The organism is Denitratisoma sp. DHT3 (assembly GCF_007833355.1).
In the GTDB taxonomy this organism is placed as follows: Bacteria; Pseudomonadota; Gammaproteobacteria; order Burkholderiales; family Rhodocyclaceae; genus Denitratisoma.
In genome coordinates, this window is record NZ_CP020914.1 from 275,061 (window position 1) to 292,023 (window position 16,963).

A 16,963-nucleotide genomic window follows, 5' to 3' on the forward strand; every position below is an offset into this window, starting at 1 on the left:
GCGTAATGGATGCCATTAATGAATGAGGGGGGAGCGTTCATGTCCAGCGGATTCCAGCTTTGCGCTTGCGCGATCGTGGCGGCCGTGTTGTCCGTCGTCGATCTTCCAGTGGCCTGGGGAGCGTCGGTCTATGCGCCAAGCGGATGGGCCTCGCTGCATCAAAGCGAGGCCAACCGCAGATCGCAGCCCGTCGACTTGCCGACGCAGTACCGGAGCTGGACGGCCCTCCAGGGCGCTGCCACGCTCACGGTTCCGACGGTGGGGCCCGACGGCCATCTGTACGCGACCACCGGCCAGGGGCGGGGGCATTCCAATCTGCACGCCTTCACGCTGGATGGCGCCTTGCTGTGGCAGGCCAAGCCCATGGAGAACATGAACGATCTCGACGGCTGTGCGATCCTGTCCAGTCCGATCGTCGATCGCGAGGGCGATGTCTATATTTCCGACTGCAATCAACTCTGGTCGTTCAAGCCCGACGGCAAGGTGAAGTGGGTCGTCGATCTGCCGGCCGCTCCTGCGGGAGCGCATTTCCAACGTCCCGACTTCCCGATCAACGCCTTTACGACGGCCGTGTTCACCAAGGACGGGGATGTGTTGGGCGTCACGAATTTCGGTCAGGTGGTGGTCGTGGATCGCGCCACCGGGAAGCCGAGGGCCGATGTGGTCCGGCTGCCGGGATTGATTCCGCCCAAAAGCACGAAGTATCCCCTGCGCGACGCTATCCTCGGCTTCGGCCTGATGGACCCCGGCCTCCGGGATTGGGCGTGGCAGTTGATCTTTGGCGGAGAAATGAATTCCGCCAATACGCCGGCCGTGGACATGCGTACCGGGCGCATTTTCGTTGCGGTCAGTTCGGTCGCACCGGGGCGCGGCGTTTTGATGGGGTTTGATTTGAAGCCCCGATCCGACGGGAAACTGACAGTCGAGATCGCCTTCAGCAGCGATATGGGGCCGGGCAGCGGTTCCAGCCCGACGCTGTCCCCCGATGGCCGCTTCGCCTATGTCAGCGACGACGATGGAATGTTCTACGCCTTCGATACGGCGAACGGAAAGCGGGCATGGACGGTCCAGACCAAGGCCGCCGCCGGCGCGGCCGCGGTCGGGGAGGACGGAACCATCGTGGCGCTTCAGGAGGTCGATGCCTTCGCCATCGCCATCGATCCCAACGGGCATCGGCTCTGGGAAAGCGACATCGGCAACCTGGTCAAGGCCGCCTTGCCTTCGCGCTGGTATCTGGGCGGGCCGGTTGCGAGGAGCACCGGCAATCCGGTCATCGTGAAGGGCATGGTGCTGGAGCCCGTGGTGTACTGCTACACGCTGGGCTGGGGGAAATGGCGGATTCCCATTCCCATCCGTTCCGCCATCGTCGCCATCGATATGAAGACCGGCAAGGGGATCAAGGAGATCGTCGGCCTGTCCGACGATTCCTCCGGCATCACGGCGGTTTTGCCCGACGGAACGATCATCAACAGCCTCGGAAGCGTTCTGACGTCCGCGGTGGAGCCGCTTGCATGGCTCATGAACCGGCTGCTTCCCGGCCCGTTGAAACAACTGGAAGCCAGGGGCGGCATCCAGGTCTCGCGCCCGGTTCGCGCATCGAAAGACGCGATGTAGCCGGATACAAGCAATGGGGCGTCGCGGGGCGCTGGCGATAACCGGCCGAACCCCGCCCGCAGCTCGCTCGCGCCTACGCCTTGATCGACACGGCCGATGCCGAAGATCCCAATCGGGATCAGGGGCGGCCCAAGTGGTGCATTCCCGGCGCACGGCTGCGCCGCAGTGGTGCGCGACCCGTCCAAGAAGATTCCGTCAGAAGATCGTTGAATGCCATGAATCCGCATCCTGAGCGGATCGGCAAGGAATGGCACAACGCTTGCTGAATGATCTGGCAAGGCGAAGCCGGATGCCCTCGACCGCATCGAGGGCGGTCGGGCGCCGCAACGAGTGGCGGAAAGGACGTGCAATGAAAAAGTCGAAACTGGTTCTGGTGGGCAACGGCATGGCCGGCGTGCGCACCCTCGAGGAACTGCTCAAGCTGGCGCCGGATCTCTACGACATCACGGTGTTCGGCGCCGAGCCCCATCCCAACTACAACCGCATCCTGCTCTCGCCGGTGCTGGCCGGCGAGATGACCTTGCAGGACATCGTGCTCAACGACTGGGACTGGTACCGCGACCACGGCATCACGCTGCACGCCGGGCGGAAGGTGGCGCGGATCGACCGCACCGGCCGCAAGGTGATCGCCGCCGACGGCAGCGAGACGCACTACGACCGCCTGCTGCTGGCCACCGGCTCGACGCCCTTCATCCTGCCGGTGCCGGGCCACGACCTGCCGGGAGTGATCGCCTACCGCGACATCGCCGACACCGAGGCGATGATCGACGCGGCCGCCTACCACGCGCACGCGGTGGTGATCGGCGGCGGCCTCTTGGGCCTGGAGGCCGCCAACGGCCTGGCCCTGCGCGGCATGAAGGTGACCGTGGTGCATCTGTCGCCGTGGATCATGGAGCGCCAGCTGGACAAGGCGGCCGCCGACATGCTGATGGCCTCGCTGGCGCAAAAGGGCCTGTGCTTCAAGCTCGGGCGCCAGACCGAGTCCCTGATCCAGGGCGAGAGCGGCCGGGTCTGCGGCGTGCGCTTCAAGGACGGCGAGAGCATTCCCGCCGACCTGGTGGTGATGGCGGCGGGCATCCGCCCCAATGCGGAGCTGGCGGCGCAGGCCGGCATCCACTGCGACCGCGGCATCGTGGTCAACGACACGCTGCAGACCTACGACCCCCGCATCTATGCCGTGGGCGAGTGCGCCAACCATCGCGGCACGGCCTACGGCCTGGTGGCGCCGCTGTTCGAGCAGGCCAAGGTGTGCGCCAACCATCTGGCGCTGTACGGCATCGGCCGCTACCAGGGCTCGGTCACGTCCACCAAGCTCAAGGTGACGGGCATCGACGTCTTTTCCGCCGGCGACTTCAAGGGTGGCGAGGGCGTCGACGAGATCGTCCTGCAGGACCCCGCCGGCGGCATCTACAAGAAACTCTGCGTCAAGGACGAGGTGCTGGTGGGCGCCGTGATGTACGGCGACACCGCCGACGGCGCCTGGTATTTCCAGTTGCTGCGGGAGCGCAAGAACATCGCCGCGATCCGCGAGCAACTGATGTTCGGCCAGAGCCATATCGGCGACGCCGGCCACGCCGGCCAGAACAAGGCCGCCGCGTTGCCCGACGAGGCCGAGGTTTGCGGCTGCAACGGTGTGTGCAAGGGCACCATCGTCAAGGCGATCAAGGAGCAAGGGCTGTTCACCCTGGAGGACGTGCGCAAGCACACCAAGGCGTCCTCCTCCTGCGGCTCCTGCACCGGCCTGGTGGAACAGCTCCTGGCCTCCACCGTCGGCGGCGCCTATCAGCCGGCGCGCGGCCAGGACAAGCCGCTCTGCGCCTGTACCGACCATTCCCACGGCGAGGTGCGCCGCGCGATCCGCGAGCACAAGCTCTACACCATTCCCCAGACCATGCATTTCCTGGAGTGGAAGACGCCCGACGGCTGCGCCGCCTGCCGCCCGGCGCTCAACTACTACCTGATTTCCACCTGGCCCCACGAGGCCCGCGACGACCCGCAGTCGCGCTTCATCAACGAGCGGGCCCACGCCAACATCCAGAAGGACGGCGGCTATTCGGTGGTGCCGCGGATGTGGGGCGGCCTCACCACGCCGGACGAGCTGCGGGCGATCGCCGCCGTGGCGGAAAAGTATGCGATCCCCACCATCAAGGTCACCGGCGGCCAGCGCATCGACCTGCTCGGCGCGAAGAAGGAGGACCTGCCCGGCATCTGGGCCGACCTCGGCGCGGCGGGCATGGTTTCCGGCCACGCCTACGGCAAGAGCCTGCGCACGGTGAAGACCTGCGTCGGTTCCGAGCACTGCCGCTTCGGCACCCAGCGCTCGATGGACATGGGCGTGAAGCTGGAGAGGGAGCTGTTCGGCATGTGGTCGCCGCACAAGGTGAAGCTGGCGATCTCGGGCTGCCCGCGCAACTGCGCCGAGGCCGGGATCAAGGACGTCGGCGTGATCGGCGTCGATTCCGGCTACGAGATCCACGTCGGCGGCAACGGCGGGATCAAGACCGAGGTGGCCCAGTTCCTCTGCAAGGTGAAGAGCGATGCGGAAGTGATGGAGACCACCGGCGCCTTCCTCCAGCTCTATCGGGAGGAGGGCCACTACCTGGAGCGAACCTGCCATTACCTGGAGCGGGTGGGCATCGACCACGTGCGGAAGATCGTGGTCGACGACGCGGCCCGGCGCCGCGCGCTCTATGCGCGGCTGCTGGATGCGCTGCGGGACTATCGGGACCCCTGGGCCGAGGCCGTCGCCAAGGCGGCGGTGCGGCGCGAATACGAACTTCTGGAGATCTGAGACATGGATGCCGTCGCCAACTCAAACGAATCATTGGACGTGACCCCGGTGTGGAAACGGCTGTGCGCGATGGAGGAGATTCCCCGCCTGGGCAGCCGGGTGGTGAAGTCGGCCGCCGGCGATCTGGCGGTGTTCCGCACCGCCGAGGACGAGGTGTTCGCGCTCCACGACAAGTGCCCGCACAAGGGCGGTCCGTTGTCCCAGGGCATCGTCCACGGCCGCAGCGTCACCTGTCCGCTGCATTCCTGGAAGATCGATCTCGCCAGCGGTCAGGCCCAGGCGCCTGACGTCGGCTGCAGCAAGCCGTTTCGCGTCAAGGTGGAGGACGGCATGGTCTGGCTGGCGCTGGGCTAGCCGAACGCAGCCGCCGGGGACTCACAGGCCCGGGGCGACGGCGTCGGTTTCCCGCACCAGGCGCCTGATCTCCGGCAGGCAGGCGCCGCAGGCGGTGCCGCATTTGCGCCGGGCCTGGAGGGCCGGCAGGTCGAGGCCCGCAGCGCAGTCGGCGCGGATCTCGTCCTCGCTGACGTCGTGGCAGTTGCAGACCACCCGGCGGCGGTCCACCGCCCCGGCGGGCGCCGCGCTCAGGGGCGCCAGCAGCCAGCGGCGCAGGTCCGCCACCGGTGCGCCGGTGGCCATCAGTTCCGTCAGCCAGTCGGCGGCCGCGGTCTCGCCCGCCAGACGCACCGCCATCAGCCGTCCGTCCGCCAGCCGCATCCGCTTGGAGATGCCACGCTGGGCGTCGTGGTAGTCGAGGTCGCCACCCTCCAGGCCCAGCGCCTGGTCGAAGGCCGCCAGTTGGCGCGGCGACCAGGGTGACTCGGCCCAGCCCTGGAACACCAGCACCGGCTCGTCCCGTCCCGCCAGGGTCAGGGTGGCATGGGCGCAGCCCGCCAGCCAGGGCGTCAGGGTCTGGCGCAGGGCCAGGATGGCGGCACCCGCCCCGGCCGGCGCGCGGCGCAGGGCGACCAGGGGCCAGCGGGCCGGGAAGCGTTCCACGGCGACGGCGCAGTGCTTCAGTTCCGGTTGCCGCGAGAGCGGGTCGCAACGGGGTAGGGTGACGCCATTCACGCCCGGCCCGCTCATCGCGCGGCCGCCCCAGTGCATCGGCATGAAGAGCTGGCCCGGCGCCATGGCGGCGGATGCGCGCGCCCGCGCGACGAAAGCGCCGCGTTCGTTGCGCACCCGCACCAGATCGCGTTCCGCGAGGCCCATGCGCGCCATGTCGGCCGGATGCATGTCGAGCCGGGGCTCGGGCGCATGGTCCCACAGCCGCGGCACGTTGCCGGTGCGGCTTATGCCGTGCCACTGGTCGCGCAGGCGGCCGGTGTTGAGGCTGAAGGGATGACGGGCGTCGGGCGCCTCGGCGACGCCGCCCGCACCGGGCACGATGAAGCGCGCGCGGCCGCTCGGCGTGGGGAAGATCCCGTCGGCGTAGAGCCGGGTCCGGCCGCGCTCGGCACCCGCCGGGAAGGGCCATTGCTGCGGCCCCCGGGCTTCCAGCAGCGCGTAGGACAGACCGCAGATGTCGAGGTCGCGGCCGCGGGTGCTTTCCCGATGCTCGTTGAATACGTCCTCGGCACCGCGGTAGGAAAACAGCCGCCGGGCCAGGGGCTCGCGCTCCAGCTGGCGGCCCAGCGCCAGGGCGAAGTCGGCGGCGATGCGCCAGTCGGGCCGTGCCTCGCCCGGCGGCGGCACGGCGGCGCGGACCCGGCTGATGCGGCGCTCGGAGTTGGTGACGGTGCCGTCCTTCTCGCCCCAGCCCGCCGCCGGCAGCAGCAGGTCGGCGAAGGGGGCGGTCTCCGTATCGCGGTAGATGTCCTGCGCCACGACGAATTCGCAGGTCGCCAGGGCCTGCTGCACGCGGCGGCTGTCGGGCAGGGACTGGGCCGGATTGGTGCCGGCGATCCAGAGCGCCTTGATGCGGCCCGCGAGCATCGCGTCCACCAGTTCCACGGCGCTGAGGCCCGGGCGTTCGGGCAGGGCGGCAACGCCCCAGAGCCGCGCCAGTTCCGCGCGGTCCGCCGCGTCGGTCGGGTCGCGGTGCCCCGGCAGGAGGGTGGCCATCGCGCCGGCTTCACGCCCGCCCATGGCGTTGGGCTGGCCGGTGAGCGAGAAGGGGCCGCAGCCGGGGCGGCCGATCTTGCCCGTGGCGAGGTGGAGCTGGATCAGCGCCGCGCTGTTGTGGCTGCCGCTGGCGGACTGGTTGAGGCCCTGGCACCACAGTGAGAGGGCGGCGCCGCCGGCGGCGCCGAACCAGCGCGCGGCGGTGACGATGTCGGCGGCCTTGAGGCCGCACAGTCCGGCGGCGATGGTGGGGGACATCGCGTGCGCGGCCCGCTCCAGGGCGGCGAAGCCTTCGGTGTGGTCGTCGATGTAGCGGCGGTCGACCAGCGCCTCCGCCAGCATCACGTGCAGCATCGCCTGGTACAGGGCGATGTCGCTGCCGGGGCGCAGCGCCAGGTGCAGGTCGGCGGCGGTGGCGGTTTCGCTGCGGCGCGGATCGACGACGATCAGCCTGGCCTGCGGGCGGGCGGCGCGGGCGTCCTCGATGCGGCGGAACACGATGGGATGGGCGTGGGCGGTGTTGGCGCCGGCGATCAGCACGCAGTCCGCGGCGGCGATGTCCTCGTAGGCGCAGGGCACGCTGTCGGCACCGAGGGTCAGCTTGTGGCCGAGCACCGCGCTGGACATGCAGAGGCGCGAATTGCTGTCGATGTTGTTGGTGCCGATCAGGCCCCGCGCCAGCTTGTTGAAGACGTGATAGTCCTCGGTCAGCAACTGGCCGGAGACATAGAAGGCCACCGCGTCCGGGCCGTGCGTCCGCACGATGTCGGCGAAGCGCCGGGCCGCGTGGTCCAGCGCCGCGGCCCAGGAAACCGTGCGCCGCGGCGCGTTCCGCGCGGTGCGCAGTTCCGGCGCGACGGCGCGCAGGCCGGCGGTTTCCGGCGCCACGGTCAGGTGCAACGTGGCGCCCTTGGCGCACAACCGGCCCTGGTTGACCGGATGGTCCGGGTCGCCGCGCACGTTGAAAATGCGCTGGCCGTCGTGCTCGATGATCAGGCCGCAGCCCGTGCCGCAATAACAGCAGGTGGATTTCGTCTCGTTCATGGCAGGCGTCTGTGCAAACCCTGTGCCATGGGACGCGGGCCCGCCCGGCGGCGGAATTCCGCACGGGCGGCGGCGTTCGGGCGGCGGCGGCCCGCCTTGTGTCGGTGCATGGGCACGCTTCTGGTGCGTCGCGGGGCGCTGGTTATAATCGGCCGATGACCTCGATCGTCGAATCCAACAGTCCGCAACCCGGTCCGCGGCTCGCCCGCGCCTACGCCTTGATCGATGCGGCGAATGCCGAAGATCCCAATCGGGATCAGGGGCAGCCCAAGGAACTGCTCTACGGCCGGCGCATGACCGAGATGCTGGCCCGCTATGCGCCGGAGGCGCCCGAGACGGTGCGCGTCGCCGTGCGCGCCCAGCATGTGCGGCGCTGGGAGGTGCCGCGCGCCGGCTATCCGATGGACAAGGTGGGCTATCACCAGTGGCGCAGCGGCCTGTATCGTTTCCACGCCGAGCTGGCGGGGCGCCTGGCCCGCGAGGCCGGCTACGACGAGGCCGCGGTGGAGGAGGTGATGATCGCCGTGGGCAAGAAGCAGCTGCGCGAGAATCCGGCGAGCCAGTTGCTGGAGGACGTGGCCAGCCTGGTGTTCCTCGAGCATTACATGGCCGCTTTCGCCGCCGACAAGCCGGACTACACGGAAGAGAAGTGGCTCGGCATCATCGCCAGGACCTGGAAGAAAATGTCGTCCCGCGCCCGCGCGTTCGCCCTGTCCGGCGCGGTCGTGTTGCCGGCGCATCTGCTGCCGCTGATCCGGCAGGCGGTGGCCGGTATCCCGTGATGACAGGTGATATGATGCCGCGATGTTTGGCAGGGGCATGAAGCAAGGCAATCGCATGAACGATCACACACCGGCTCCTTCCCCTTCAGGGGAGAGGTCAGGAGGGGGATGGGGTGGGTCGGGCGACTGTTGGTGACGCGTGAAGTCGCTCGGAAAACCCATCTCCGCTTCAACCCTCCCCCTGAATGGGATGGGGTTATACGATTGGGCCGGCCTTCCCCTTGAAGAGGAGGGGGCCGTCATTCTTCATGTGATTGTTCTGGGGCGTGAGGCCCTGACCGGATTTCCGGCGAGCGCGCCGGCGCGTCAGGCTCCGGTTCCGTTTCCGTATTTCTTCTGACCACATGAACCTCGGTTTTATCGGCCTCGGATTGATGGGCAGACCCATGGCGCTGAACCTGGCGCGGGCCGGGCACGCCCTGCGCTTGTGGGCGCGCCGCCCGGAATCCCTGGCGCCGTTCGCCGGCCTGCGATCGGTCACGGTCCATGATTCCCCCGCGGCCGTGGCGCGGGCGTCGGATCTGGTGATCACCATCGTGGCGGATGCCCCCGATGTCCGGCAGGTGACGCTGGGCCCGGCCGGGATCGCGGAAGGCGGCCGGGCGGGGCTGACGGTGGTGGATATGAGCACGATTCCGCCGGGGGCGGCCAGGGAAATCGGCGGCGCGCTGGCGGCGCTGGGCATCGATTTCCTCGACGCTCCGGTTTCCGGAGGCGAGAAGGGGGCGATCGCCGCCACCTTGACGGTGATGGCGGGAGGCACCGCGTCCGCCTTCGCCCGGGCCGAGCCGGTCCTGCGCTGCCTGGGGCGTTCCGTCACCCATGTCGGGGCCTGTGGCGCCGGGCAGGTGGCCAAGGCGTGCAACCAGATCATCACCGGCGTGACCGTGGCGGCCGTGGCCGAAGCCTTCAACCTGGCCCGGGCCAGCGGAGTCGATCCGGCGCGGGTGAGGCAGGCTTTGCTGGGCGGCTCCGCCGCCAGCAGCATTCTGGAGAACCACGGCCTGCGGATGCTGGAGCGCGACTTCCAGCCGGGGTTCAAGGCCTGGATGCACCAGAAGGATCTGCGCATCGTCATGGAGGAGGCGCATCGCCTGGGCCTGCTCTCCCCCACCGCCGCCGCGGCCGCACAGATGTTCAATGGGCTGGTGGGGTGCGGGGAAGGCGAATCGGATTCCGTGGCCGTGCTGAAACTGCTCGAAAGGCTCTCCGGCCATGACGCATGACGCTTCCATGGGCGGCATCTTCCGTTCCCGGGAGCCGACTGTCCTCTCCAGGAGCGAACGCTCCCTGACCCAGACCCTGATGGAATTGCAGGCCATCCTGGAGAACGCGACGGTCGGGATCATGTTTACCCGCAACCGCATGGTTTCCCAGGCCAACTCCCTGTGCGCCCGGATGTGGGGCTATGAACCGGATGAATTCCTGGGTCTTCCGGGCATCGCCCTCCATCCTTCCGAAGAGGCCTATGCGGAACTGGGCCGCGAGACGGTTCCGGTCCTGATCTCCGGCAGGGCCTACCAGACCGAGCGCCAGATGATGCGCAAGGACGGCAGCCTGTTCTGGTGCCGGATCTCGGCCAAGGCGGTGGACCCGCAGCGCCCCCGGGAGGGGACGATCTGGATCATGGAGGACATCACCGAGGACCGGTTGATCCAGGAGGCGCTGGATCATTCCGCCCGCGAGCTGATGGGGATCTTCGAGACGAGCCTGATGGGCATCGCGGTGTTCCGCGATGGCCGCATCGCGCGCTGCAACAGCTGTTTCGAGACGCTGTTCGGCGTGCCCCAGGGCCGCGTCATCGGCGGGCTGGTCAGCGACATGGTTTCCCTGGCGGGGGAGGATATGGCGTACGTCCGCACCCGGATCCGGGCGGATCTGGAGAGCCGGGGCGAGTATCGGGGCGAGCTCAAGCTGAGGCGCCTGGACGGCAGCGAGTTCTGGGCCTACTGTGCGGCGGCGGCCTTGGACTCGAACGAACCGGACAAGGGGGTGATCTGGCTGGTCAATGACGTGACCCCCCAGAAGGAAGCGGAGGAAAAGCTCTACCGAGCCCTCGTCGAGCAGGAAGCGATCTTCAACAACGCCGGCATGGGCATCCTGCTGGTCCGCGGTGGGGTCATCCTGCGGGGCAATCGGCGTTTGTCGGACATGTTCGGTTACACCCAGGAGGAGATGGTCGGCCAGCCGGTGGACATGCTCTACCGCAAGGAATCGAGGACGATGGAGATCAAGCTGGTGGCCTTCGAAACGATCTCCAGAGGGGAAAACTTCATCATGGAGACGGAGGCCGTGCGCAAGGGGGGCGACAGCATCTGGGTCAGGGCGACCGGATGCCGGGCCGAAACCGGGCATGACGCCCTGGAGGCCGTCTGGCTGTTCGAGGACATCACCGAGCGCCATCTGGCCGAGCAGGCGCTGATTCAGGCCCGGGATGAGCTGGAGTACCGGGTCCAGGAACGCACGGCCGAGTTGGCGAGGACCAACGTCCAGTTGCAGGAGGAAATTTCGGAACGCGTCCAGACCGAGCAGCGGATCTGGCATCTCGCCCACCACGATGCCCTGACCGGCCTGCCCAACCGGGTGCTGCTGCATGATCGCCTGGGGCAGGTGCTGGCCCAGGCGGATCGCAAGAGCCAGCGGGCGGCGCTGCTGTTCCTGGATCTGGATCGCTTCAAGAGCATCAACGACAGCCTGGGCCATTCGGTCGGCGACGAACTGCTGAAACAGGTGGCGGAGCGGCTGCGGCGCACGGTGCGGGCGGTGGATACGGTCTCCCGCATGGGCGGCGACGAGTTCGTCGTGGTCCTCGACGATGTCGGCTCCGTCGACGACGTGGTGCTGGTGGCGGAAAAGATCATTGCCGCGGTGGAACCGCCGATTGTCATCAACGGCCAGGAATTGCGCGCCACACCCTCCATCGGCATCAGCATCTATCCCGAAGACGGCAACGACGCGATGCAGTTGATGAAGAACGCCGACACGGCGATGTACCATGCCAAGGCGGCGGGGCGGAACAACTTCCAGTTCTTCACCGCCTCGATGAACGAGCAGGCGACCCGTTTCTTCAACCTGGAGACCCGGCTGCGCGCGGCCTTCGAGGCGGGCGACCTGCTGCTGTACTATCAGCCGCTGGTGGATCTGCGCAAGCGGTCGGTGGTCGGCATGGAGGCGCTGATGCGCTGGCGCGACCCGGCGCACGGCATGGTTTCGCCGATGGAGTTCATTCCGGTGGCGGAGGAAACCGGGCTGATCCTGCCCCTGGGCGAATGGGTGCTGCACGAGGCGATGCGGCAGAACCGGATCTGGCAGGAACAGGGGCATCCCCTGCTGTCCATTTCAGTGAATCTGTCGCCGCGCCAGTTCCGCCAGCGCGGGCTGGTGGATACGGTGCGCGCGATCCTGGCGGAAACCGGCCAGCCGGCGCGGCTACTGGAGCTGGAAATCACCGAGAGCACGCTGATGCAGGACGTGGCGGAAACCATGGCCAAGCTGGAGGAGCTGGCGGCCATGGGGGTGCGCCTGTCGATCGACGATTTTGGCACGGGCTACTCCAGCCTGTCCTATCTCAAGCGCTTCCCGGTGCACAAGCTCAAGGTGGACCAGAGCTTCACCCGCGATCTGTGCGAGGACAAGGAGGATGCCGCGATCGTCATGGCCATCATCGGCCTGGCGCACAACCTGGACCTGGACATCCTGGCCGAGGGCGTCGAAACCGAGCGTCAACTGTCCATGCTGATGAGCTACGGCTGCCACAAGTTCCAGGGCTATTACTTCTCCCGTCCGCAGGCGCCGGAAAACGCCGACGGGCTGTTCTATCCGCCGTCCCTGCTGGACCTGGCGACCGACTGGGCCGTTTTTTGACCGGACAAGCCGGGAAGGCTGGCCCGTGGCGCCGTTTCAGGGCAGCAGCAGGGAGAAGCGGGCGCCGTTCCGGTTGTCCAGTTCCAGGCGTCCCCGGCGGCCGTCGGGGGTGCGGTGCAATTCCGCGATCAGCCGGGAAAAGCGCAGGCCCAGGCCGCTGGAGCCCGTTCCCATCGGGAGGCTGGCGTCGTCGCCGGCCAGGATTTCCGGTGGAAAACCGGAGCCATCGTCGGCGACCGTGATGCGCAGGCCGCCCGCCGGCTCCAGCGCCAGCGCCAGGCTGACGCGGTCGCGGCCATGGCGCAGGCCGTTGCGCAGGGCGTCGAGCAGGGCGAATTTGACCAGGTAGGCATCGAAGGCCCAGCTGCCGATCGCCTGGGCGCCGGCCGTGTCCCAGGCCACCGCGGCCGCGCCGGCGGGAAGCGGAATCAGTTCCAGGCGCAGATCGGCGAGGAATTCACCGAGATCGTGATCATCCACCGTCAGTTTCAAGGTGCCCTGGTCGGCGCGGTAGAACGCCAGCAATTCGACCAGTTGCGCCGAAATCCGGGTGGCGATCGCCGCGGCCTGCTCCAGTTCCGTCGAGGGCGTCCGCTGGCGGGCCTGGGCGAGACAGAGATTGAGCGCGTTCAGCGCATTCTTGGTGTCGTGGATGACGGTGGCGAGCAATGAGTCCATCCCGAAAACCTCGCCGCGCCCGGTTTTCTCCTCGCGGGGCGGGCAGGTTCGGGGCGGCCCTTCGTTTTCCAGAGAGTCCATGACCGGATCTACAGCGGCGGTGCGCCGACGGGCGCCAGCCGGCGGTAATAGTCGGCTGTCTCGGCGAGCTTTGGATGATCCGGATTGGCGTGCCTGGCCTGGACCAGATAGCGATGGGCGAGGGCGATCCGGTCGTGGTCCATGCCGTCCTTCTGGATCTGCATCAGCAGGGCGAGACCGGCATTGATCGCCACCTGGGCATTGTTGGTGAGCCGGTCGGCGGCTTGCGTCAACATCTCGACTGCCCGCTCCAGTTCCCCGGCCCTGGCCAGCGCCACCGCATCGTTGTTGAGCTGGATCATGCGCTTGCGCGTCGCCTCCAGCAGCACGTGTCCTTCATCTTCGAGGCCGGCCGAGGTGAATACCGACTGGGCGCGGGCAAAGACCCGATCGTCCTCGTGATGGTCCTCGGCCACGCTCTGGATGATGCGCTTGCCTTCCTCCTGGTTGTCGCTGGCGAAGCAGGCCTGGGCGATCTCCAGTCGGGTCTGCGGGTCCAGGGCGTTGTCCTGCCCCGTCTGCAAGGCTTTTTTCAGCGCGGCTTCGGCGGCCGTCTTGTTGCCGGCCTTGATCTGCACCTGGCTTTCCAGGGCGGCCTGGCGCGCCTCCAGTTCCGCACTGCGCTGGAAATGCTGGGCCATGTCCTTGACCGCCGTCAGCGCTTCCTGGGTCTTGCCCTGCTCGGCGCAGCTCTTGGCCAGGCCGGCGTAGTCGTCCTGGCTCTTGAAGAAACCGGTGCGGTCCTTGGTCACCGCCAGCCGGAAAGCGTTCTCGGCCCGGCCGTAGTCCTTGTTTTCCAGCGCCAGGGCGCCGAGTTGGCGCTGGCGCCGGGTGGAGGGCGAGACCTTGAGCGCCCGCTCCACCACCTGCTGGGCGGCCTGCTTGTCGGTCTGTTCCAGCAATCGGGCGAGGGAGTCGTAGGCCGCGAGGTAGTTGGGATAGGCGGCCAGGATCTGGTTGAGGTGTTCCCGCGCTTCGGCGTGGGCGCCCTTGGCCGCCAGCGCCCGCGCCTTGCCGACCGCTCCCCAGGGCGTCTGCCGCTGGGCCAGGATGCTCTCGTAGAGGGCCAGGGCCTCGTCGTGCCGGCCCAGCTCCATCAGCAGATCGCCCTTGAGGCGCAGGATGTCCAGGCTGTAGCGGGATTTCCCGGCCAGCAGCTCGTCGCAGGCCGCCAGCGCCAGGGCCGGATTGCCCTTGTCGGCCATGTGCCGATGGATCGGGGCCAGGGCCGCCTTTTTTTCCAGTATCCGGATCAGGCGCGCGCCCAGGATCTCCGCCGTGAAGGGTTTGATCAGGTAGTCGTCGGGGGCGAATTCGGCGGCCGTGGATACCTGCTCGTAACCGGTCTCGCCGGTGATGATCATGAAGGCGGTGGTCAGCGGCAGCAGCTTCTTGCGGCGCACCAGCTCCAGCAGCTGCTGGCCGTCCGCGCCCTGGCCGAGGTTGTAGTCGCAGACCACCAGGTCGTAGCGATTGAGGCTCAGCTTGTCCACGGCTTCCTTGACGTTGCGCACCAGGTCGCATTGTTCAAGGCCGGCGTTGGACAACTGGATGCGTACCGAGGCACGCATCTCCGGGATGTCGTCGATCAACAGGCCGCGCTTGTCATGCAGGTCCATGAGGGCTCCGTCAGGGCATCGTGGCGCTGTCTGGACAGGGAAGGGGCTCAGCCCGAATGATAGGCGGTGACGCGTTCCACTTCGTTCTTCGAACCCAGGATCACCGGCACCCGCTGGTGCAGGGACCGGGGCTGGATCTCGAGAATGGGGCCGCGGCCGTCGGTGGCCCGGCCGCCCGCCTGCTCGATGATCATGGCCATCGGATTGGCTTCGTACATCAGGCGCAGCTTGCCGCCCTTGGCCTGGGTCTTGCTGTCGAGCGGATACATGAAAATGCCGCCGCGGCTGATGATCCGATGCACGTCGGCCACCATCGAGGCGACCCAGCGCATGTTGAAGTCCTGGCCGCGGGGACCTTCCTTGCCCGCCAGCAATTCGTCGATGTAGCGCTTCACCGGCGCTTCCCAGAAACGGCTGTTGGAGGCGTTGATGGCGAACTCCCTGGTGTCCTCGGGAATGCGGACGTTTTCCTGGGTGAGCACGAAGCGGCCCATTTCCCGGTCCAGGGTGAACACGTTGACCCCGTCGCCCAGGGTCAGCACCAGCAGGGTGGTGGGGCCGTAAACCGCATAGCCGGCGCAGACCTGCTGCGTGCCCGGCTGGAGGAAGGCCTGTTCGTCGGGTTCGACGCCTTCGGGGCAGCGCAGCACGGAAAAGATGGTGCCCACCGAGACGTTGACGTCGATGTTGGAGGAGCCGTCCAGGGGGTCGAACAGCAAGAGGTATTCGCCCTTGGGGTAACGATTCGGAATGACGTGCGGGTGCTCCATCTCCTCCGACGCCATGCCGGCCAGATGGCCGCCCCATTCGTTGGCCTCGAGCAGGATCTCGTTGGAGATCACGTCCAGCTTTTTCTGGACCTCGCCCTGGACGTTGTCGGAACCGGCGGAACCCAGCACGCCGGCCAGGCTGCCCTTGCCGATGGCGATGGAAATGGCCTTGCAGGCCCGGGAAACCACTTCGATCAGCAGCCGCAGGTCGCCGCAGATGGTGTTTTTGTCGCGTTGCTTCTCGATCAGGAAGCGGGAGAGGGTGATGGAGCGCATGGTCTTGGTGGGCGTGGAGGATCGGAGCCGGGATTATAGACAGTCGCCCTCGTCGAGAAGGCGGAATGCGATCAGGGGCGCATTCCGCCGCGGCATGTGCGTCAGGCCTCCACCATGTGCCGGATGACGTTGTTGAAATGGCCGATCCAGACCGGGTCGAACTGCTTGTCGCAGGCGTTGATCTCGGCGATGGCGCGTAGCAGGGATCGTCCCTTGCCGCGATCCCGGTGCTTCAGGGTGACGGCTTCGAAGGCGTCGATGATGGCGAGGATCTTGGCGCCCGGATGGATGTCGGCGCCCTTGAGGCCCGCCGGATAGCCGGCGCCGTCGGGCATTTCGTGGTGCTGCGCGACCATGATGGCGGCCTCGGTCCAGGGCGGCATCCGCTCCAGCAGCCCGGCGCCGAAGTGGGGGTGGTCGCGCAGGGCCTTGAGGTCCTCGGCGGACAGCTTGCCCATCTTGAGCCAGACTGATTCGGCCAGGAACATCATGCCGACATCGTGCATGTAGACGGCGGCGTCCAACTGCACGGGATTCACCGGGAATCCCGCGTCGCCGTTGGTGTCGCGGGCCAGGCGCAGCAGGCGTTCGCTGCGCCCCTGCAGCAGCGGCGAATGGGTTTCCAGTTGCAGGGCGATCTGCTTGAAGAAATTCAGATCGGCCGTGGCCTCGCTCTGCGCGCTGCCGGTGTCGGCCGCCGGCGCCTTGATGCTTGCGGCGATCTGCCGCGGGCGAAAGCCGGTGACGGCTTCGATCAGGTCGGCGCTGTGCCGATCGATGGCGTCGTTCTCCACCTCGCTCATGGCGTCCAGCCGCTGCACCAGCTCGGGCAGGCCGAGATTCACCAGGGAGCGATGGGTGACCAGGGCCTCGGTGGCCAGCTCCAGGCGATCCAGCGCGAGCAGGATGACCTCGGCCAGCAACTCCGAAAACTTGATCGTGTCCTCCCGCATCCGCGCCAGCAGGGTTTCGATCGGATGGGCGATCATCACGCCGACATCGACCTTGCAGATCGCGGCATCGCCCTTGATGTTGTGCAGGGCGCGGAACAGGTCGGCAATGACCGCGAAATCCTGGGGGTGGCGGCGCAAGCGGGCGATGTCCCGCTCGATGATGGGCGTCTTGTCGATCAGCGCATCGTAGAACTCCTGCAGGGCCTCCTGGTCGCGCACCGGGGGGTTGAGCAGGCTGCTGTAGTCGGGCATGGGAATCTCCAGGTTGCCGGTTCCGATTCATGCCATGTTAAACCAACTGAGGCTCGCCCCTCTTCGCCCCCCTCGGGGGGGGGCGATACGGCTCGCTGCGCTCGAAGTTACGGGGAGCGCTGTAGCGGTACCGATCGGTTGCGGCTGGCGCCGCGTGCCGCTTTTCCTTGCG

11 protein-coding genes are annotated in these 16,963 nt (G+C 67.6%); 6 read left to right on the forward strand and 5 right to left on the reverse strand.

Annotated features, from left to right (window positions below):
- The first annotated feature begins 39 nt into the window (after nucleotides 1–39).
- The 3 genes from B9N43_RS01300 (at nucleotide 40) to nirD (ending at nucleotide 4,759) form a co-directional block, all read left to right on the forward strand.
- Nucleotides 40–1,614, forward strand: coding sequence for a PQQ-binding-like beta-propeller repeat protein (locus B9N43_RS01300; RefSeq protein ID WP_186453921.1), 1,575 nt, complete (start codon nucleotides 40–42; stop codon nucleotides 1,612–1,614).
- Nucleotides 1,615–1,963: 349 nt separating this feature from the next.
- Nucleotides 1,964–4,405 carry a nitrite reductase large subunit NirB gene (gene nirB, locus B9N43_RS01305; RefSeq protein WP_145840541.1) on the forward strand — a complete coding sequence of 814 codons (2,442 nt, stop codon included), beginning with the start codon at nucleotides 1,964–1,966 and terminating at the stop codon, nucleotides 4,403–4,405.
- Nucleotides 4,406–4,408: 3 nt separating this feature from the next.
- The gene (gene nirD / locus B9N43_RS01310) at nucleotides 4,409–4,759 is read left to right on the forward strand and encodes a nitrite reductase small subunit NirD (protein ID WP_145840542.1); all 351 of its coding nucleotides are present in this window, start codon (nucleotides 4,409–4,411) and stop codon (nucleotides 4,757–4,759) included.
- Nucleotides 4,760–4,780: 21 nt separating this feature from the next.
- Here nirD and B9N43_RS01315 read toward each other — a convergent pair whose 3' ends face one another.
- On the reverse strand, nucleotides 4,781–7,516 hold the full coding sequence (locus tag B9N43_RS01315; protein WP_145840543.1) for a nitrate reductase: 2,736 nt from the start codon (nucleotides 7,514–7,516) through the stop codon (nucleotides 4,781–4,783).
- A 155-nt stretch (nucleotides 7,517–7,671) separates the two neighbouring features.
- On the opposite strand from B9N43_RS01315, the gene B9N43_RS01320 reads away from it, so the two are divergent.
- The 3 genes from B9N43_RS01320 to B9N43_RS01330 all read left to right on the forward strand — a co-directional run bounded on the left by B9N43_RS01320 (nucleotide 7,672) and on the right by B9N43_RS01330 (nucleotide 12,162).
- Entirely contained in the window at nucleotides 7,672–8,298 is a 627-nt protein-coding gene (locus tag B9N43_RS01320; protein ID WP_145840544.1) for a DUF4202 domain-containing protein, read from the forward strand.
- A gap of 344 nt (nucleotides 8,299–8,642) precedes the next feature.
- Nucleotides 8,643–9,524 carry an NAD(P)-dependent oxidoreductase gene (locus B9N43_RS01325; RefSeq protein WP_145840545.1) on the forward strand — a complete coding sequence of 294 codons (882 nt, stop codon included), beginning with the start codon at nucleotides 8,643–8,645 and terminating at the stop codon, nucleotides 9,522–9,524.
- The gene (locus B9N43_RS01330; protein ID WP_145840546.1) at nucleotides 9,514–12,162 is read left to right on the forward strand and encodes a GGDEF domain-containing phosphodiesterase; all 2,649 of its coding nucleotides are present in this window, start codon (nucleotides 9,514–9,516) and stop codon (nucleotides 12,160–12,162) included. The genes B9N43_RS01325 and B9N43_RS01330 overlap by 11 nt, the downstream gene beginning before the upstream one ends.
- Nucleotides 12,163–12,198: 36 nt before the next feature.
- On the opposite strand, the gene B9N43_RS01335 is transcribed toward B9N43_RS01330, so the two are convergent.
- The 4 genes from B9N43_RS01335 to B9N43_RS01350 form a co-directional block, all read right to left on the reverse strand.
- Nucleotides 12,199–12,840 carry a sensor histidine kinase gene (locus tag B9N43_RS01335; RefSeq protein WP_145840547.1) on the reverse strand — a complete coding sequence of 214 codons (642 nt, stop codon included), beginning with the start codon at nucleotides 12,838–12,840 and terminating at the stop codon, nucleotides 12,199–12,201.
- A gap of 89 nt (nucleotides 12,841–12,929) precedes the next feature.
- Complete coding sequence (locus B9N43_RS01340) at nucleotides 12,930–14,540, reverse strand: response regulator (protein ID WP_145840548.1); 1,611 nt, start codon at nucleotides 14,538–14,540, stop codon at nucleotides 12,930–12,932.
- Nucleotides 14,541–14,587: 47 nt separating this feature from the next.
- The gene (locus B9N43_RS01345) at nucleotides 14,588–15,586 is read right to left on the reverse strand and encodes a class 1 fructose-bisphosphatase (protein WP_145840549.1); all 999 of its coding nucleotides are present in this window, start codon (nucleotides 15,584–15,586) and stop codon (nucleotides 14,588–14,590) included.
- A 101-nt stretch (nucleotides 15,587–15,687) separates the two neighbouring features.
- Complete coding sequence (locus tag B9N43_RS01350; protein ID WP_145840550.1) at nucleotides 15,688–16,791, reverse strand: HD domain-containing phosphohydrolase; 1,104 nt, start codon at nucleotides 16,789–16,791, stop codon at nucleotides 15,688–15,690.
- Nucleotides 16,792–16,963: the final 172 nt, after the last annotated feature.

Coding starts and splice junctions, on each gene's coding strand:
- nirB (WP_145840541.1), top strand. CDS start 1,964: ATGAAAAAGTCGAAACTGGTTCTGGTGGGCAACGGCATGGCCGGCGTG.
- nirD (WP_145840542.1), top strand. CDS start 4,409: ATGGATGCCGTCGCCAACTCAAACGAATCATTGGACGTGACCCCGGTG.
- B9N43_RS01350 (WP_145840550.1), bottom strand. CDS start 16,791: ATGCCCGACTACAGCAGCCTGCTCAACCCCCCGGTGCGCGACCAGGAG.
- B9N43_RS01315 (WP_145840543.1), bottom strand. CDS start 7,516: ATGAACGAGACGAAATCCACCTGCTGTTATTGCGGCACGGGCTGCGGC.
- B9N43_RS01320 (WP_145840544.1), top strand. CDS start 7,672: ATGACCTCGATCGTCGAATCCAACAGTCCGCAACCCGGTCCGCGGCTC.
- B9N43_RS01330 (WP_145840546.1), top strand. CDS start 9,514: ATGACGCATGACGCTTCCATGGGCGGCATCTTCCGTTCCCGGGAGCCG.
- B9N43_RS01345 (WP_145840549.1), bottom strand. CDS start 15,586: ATGCGCTCCATCACCCTCTCCCGCTTCCTGATCGAGAAGCAACGCGAC.
- B9N43_RS01335 (WP_145840547.1), bottom strand. CDS start 12,840: ATGGACTCATTGCTCGCCACCGTCATCCACGACACCAAGAATGCGCTG.
- B9N43_RS01325 (WP_145840545.1), top strand. CDS start 8,643: ATGAACCTCGGTTTTATCGGCCTCGGATTGATGGGCAGACCCATGGCG.
- B9N43_RS01340 (WP_145840548.1), bottom strand. CDS start 14,540: ATGGACCTGCATGACAAGCGCGGCCTGTTGATCGACGACATCCCGGAG.
- B9N43_RS01300 (WP_186453921.1), top strand. CDS start 40: ATGTCCAGCGGATTCCAGCTTTGCGCTTGCGCGATCGTGGCGGCCGTG.